Origin of the sequence: Ensifer sp. LC163 (genome assembly GCF_001695855.1) — a bacterium.
Taxonomy (GTDB): Bacteria; Pseudomonadota; Alphaproteobacteria; order Rhizobiales; family Rhizobiaceae; genus Ensifer.
In genome coordinates this window covers 1-3,323 of sequence record NZ_MBSS01000040.1, presented here as the reverse complement: position 1 = coordinate 3,323, position 3,323 = coordinate 1, and the positions used below count along the sequence as shown (strand labels likewise).

Genomic DNA, 3,323 nt, shown 5'->3' with positions numbered 1-3,323 from the left:
CGGTCGCACCGACGTGCCGAAGATCGTCGACTGGTACATGGAGGGCAAGATCGAGATCGATCCGATGATCACCCACACCTTGGCCCTCGAAGACATCAACAGGGGCTTCGAGCTGATGCATTCCGGCGAAAGCATCCGCAGTGTCGTGATCTACTGAGCGTATCCGCCGGGCGCTCGAACCAAGCCGAAGTGCCAAGTCCGAGACGGGTTTGGCTTCGGCACAACAGGGAGGATACGCAATGGAAAGTTCAATTCGCATTCATCCTTCGGTGGATAGTGGCCTGAAACCGGCCAGCCCGGACTTTGCGGGAGGCACGCTTGTTTGTGACTGCACGGACAGGCCGGTCAAGGTGAGGATCGAGGGACAGATTGCCCACAACCACGCTTGCGGCTGCACCAAATGTTGGAAGCCGAGCGGCGCCAATTTCTCCATTGTTGCGGTTGTTCCGCATGACAAGGTGACCGTGCTCGAGAACGGCGACAAGCTGCAAGTGGTCGATCCCTCCGCGTTGATCCAGCGACACGCCTGCAAGGAGTGCGGCGTTCATATGTATGGACCGGTGGAGCGAGAGCATGCCTTCCAAGGCCTGGACTTCATTCACCCCGAGCGCTTCCAGGAAACGGGCTGGGCTCCGCCCGGCTTTGCAGCCTTCGTGTCCTCCATCGTCGAATCGGGCGTCGATCCCAGTCGTATGGATGGCATCCGGGCCCGCTTGAGGGAGCTTGGGCTCGAGCCCTATGACTGCCTGTCGCCAGCCCTGATGGACTTTGTTGCCACCTGGGTTGCGAAGAAGTCGGGCGCCCTTCCCGGCTGATCGCGCAAACGGAGTCTATACAGCCCTGTCGGCGTGCTCGTCATTGCGCCGACAGGGCGTTTGTGCCACGCACTTTGTGCGGCAGCGTCGGCTACCAACGCTTTTCAAGGGAGAACAGCGTCATCGTATTGTCGCCTGGGTCTACAATACCGGCGCCCAAGAAACAGTCGGCTGTCGTCCAGACAAAAGAAAGCGACTGGACGAGGTGACTCCAGGAAGAACTTTAAATGCCAAACGACATTAAGGTCGCAACCATCGGACGCGGCCGGGACATCGCCGAGGATGTGGTGAAGCCACGAGCAAGGACGATGCGGCCGGCAAGCTCAAGTCCATGGGCGGGGCAAAGGCCATGATCACGACGATCAGCAATGCGGAAGCGGTATCATCGCTGATCGCCGGTCTCGCGCCACACGGCAGACTCGTCCTACTCGGCGCGGGCAAGGACCCGCTGCCCCTATCGGCCGAGTGCAGCCTGGTGGAATCGATCACTGACACGCCCGACGAGAACGAATGGACGCTCGACTTCAGCGTCCTGACCGGCGTATGCGAGATCGAGACCGTGCCGCTGGAAGAGGCGTCCGCAGCCTATCAGACGATGAAGTCCAGCGACGGCAAGTTCCGGATGGTCCTGACCATGAAGGAGACGCTCGATGCGTATTAACGACGATCTATCGAAGCCTGTCACAGTCCATGCAGCGAAGCTCGAATGGGTACCCAGTCCGGCGGGGGGCGTGGACCGGCGCATGCTGTTTCGCGTGGGCGAAGAGGTCGCCCGCGCGACCTCGATCGTGCGTTATGCCCCAGGCAGTGCTTTTCCGCGTCACACCCATACCGGCGGCGAGGAAATCCTCGTGCTGGACGGAACCTTTCAGGACGAGCATGGCGATTATCCGGCTGGCAGCTATTTTCGCAATCCGCCCGGCACCTCGCATGTTCCCGCTGCGAAAGAGGGCTGCACAATCTTCGTGCGACTCTGGCAGTTCCGTAATGGGGATCAGACCCAGATCGTGTGTCGGCCAGGCCAGGGGCAACAGGTTGAGCCGCGTCCGGGTGCAACCAGCGCAACCATTCTGTTCGACGACGGACACGAAGAGGTGCGTCTTGAAGACTGGCAAGCCGGCGAAACCACCACCGTCGCAAATACACGCGGACTGGAGTTCTTCGTCCTCTTGGGTGGTGGGCTGATCATCGGCGGCGAAACGCTCGGGCCGCAGAGCTGGGGCCGGTTGCCCGCTGGCACCGACCTGACCGCAACCGTCGGCCCGGAAGGCGCACGAATCTGGCTGAAGGATGCGCCTCTTCTGCATCCGGATGTCCTCCAGATGCCCGAATAGCTCGCCATCCCCGGCTACGCGCGCACAACAGCCGCGCTCTCCAGATCACGGGATCGGCGGTTCGGTTCCCTCTCAGGGCGGATAGTTGGCCTCAAGCCCGCTGATGCACGCGAAGTCGTCTCGACAGCCGCCTTGGCACCAGCGCGGCCTTGACGACGATCTTTCGGCGGATTTCGGACCGGTGAACTCCCGTCCGACACGGTCAGGGGCCTGCTGCACGAGGCTGCTAACAACCCCAACCGTGATGTGAGCAGCCTCAGCCCGGCCGAACACATCGCACTGCTGCGGGCCTTGAGCATTTCGCAGTCGAGATCTGTGTTGAGGCCTTCAAACCAACTACGATGCCATCATGAACGGCACATTCTCTAATTCTCTAGGGTCAGGACCTATTAATTTCGTTTGAGATGTGATTCAGAGTCTCCATTGAAGGGGGTTCTGATGGGTGATTTGTTCCTGCTAAGCGAGCGCCAAATGGCTCGCATATCTGCGCATTTTCCGCTTTCTCATGGGGATGCGCGTGTCGATGACCAGCGTGTCGTCAGTGGTATCATCTATGTGATCCGCAATGGTCTGCAGTGGAAGGATGCACCTTAGCAGTATGGGCCACATAAGAGTAAGCGCGAATTTCTGCGCGCCTTCTGAAGCGCAGTGCTCTGAGGCATGAAGTGTCCACCAAAAGATAGGTGGACACCAAATCATGGATGAAGATGCTCCTAAACTGCAGGTGCGGCTTGTTGGTCGCGACGGCCGCCGTCGATATGACCCTGCCTCAAGAGATCAGCTTGTCGCGGCGTGTTTAGAGCCCGGCGTTTCGGTCTCGCGGCTGGCGCTGGAACATGGCGTCAATGCAAATCTCGTTCGGAAGTGGATGAAGAAGGCCAGAGAGGAGCGTCCTTTGCCTTTGGTCTCGGCGTTCGTTCCGGTTCAGATTGCTCCGGATATGCACTCGTCTTCTGCCAGCGATCGACTGACGAAGACGGAGCCATTGGGCAAGCGCTTTCATGCATCCAAGGTGAGCGCGCTACTGCCGAACGGGGTTAGCCTGACGGTGGAATGCAGCGATGTTGATGGACTGGCGGCGATTATAGGAGCGTTGAGCCATGTTCAGACTGGGCGCTGACCTCAAGGTCTACCTGCATCGCGAGCCGATCGACTTCCGCGCCGGCATCAACAG

At 59.7% G+C, this 3,323-nt stretch carries 4 protein-coding genes and 2 pseudogenes; all 6 read left to right on the top strand.

Translation table 11 applies throughout. The features are described 5' to 3' along the window. Positions 1 to 157, top strand: a pseudogene (locus BC360_RS31910) (S-(hydroxymethyl)glutathione dehydrogenase); the annotation flags it as partial. A gap of 82 nt (positions 158 to 239) precedes the next feature. Next, positions 240 to 815 carry an S-(hydroxymethyl)glutathione synthase gene (gene gfa / locus BC360_RS24640; protein ID WP_065797224.1) on the top strand — a complete coding sequence of 192 codons (576 nt, stop codon included), beginning with the start codon at positions 240 to 242 and terminating at the stop codon, positions 813 to 815. A gap of 349 nt (positions 816 to 1,164) precedes the next feature. Further along, entirely contained in the window at positions 1,165 to 1,476 is a 312-nt protein-coding gene (locus BC360_RS24635) for a hypothetical protein (RefSeq protein WP_139110188.1), read from the top strand. Beyond that, positions 1,466 to 2,149 carry a cupin domain-containing protein gene (locus BC360_RS24630; protein WP_065783541.1) on the top strand — a complete coding sequence of 228 codons (684 nt, stop codon included), beginning with the start codon at positions 1,466 to 1,468 and terminating at the stop codon, positions 2,147 to 2,149. The genes BC360_RS24635 and BC360_RS24630 overlap by 11 nt, the downstream gene beginning before the upstream one ends. 438 nt (positions 2,150 to 2,587) lie before the next feature. Then, positions 2,588 to 2,740 (top strand): annotated as a pseudogene (locus BC360_RS31080) (transposase); the annotation flags it as partial. A gap of 106 nt (positions 2,741 to 2,846) precedes the next feature. Then, positions 2,847 to 3,269 carry an IS66-like element accessory protein TnpA gene (gene tnpA / locus BC360_RS31075; RefSeq protein WP_083222718.1) on the top strand — a complete coding sequence of 141 codons (423 nt, stop codon included), beginning with the start codon at positions 2,847 to 2,849 and terminating at the stop codon, positions 3,267 to 3,269. The last annotated feature ends 54 nt before the right edge of the window (positions 3,270 to 3,323 follow it).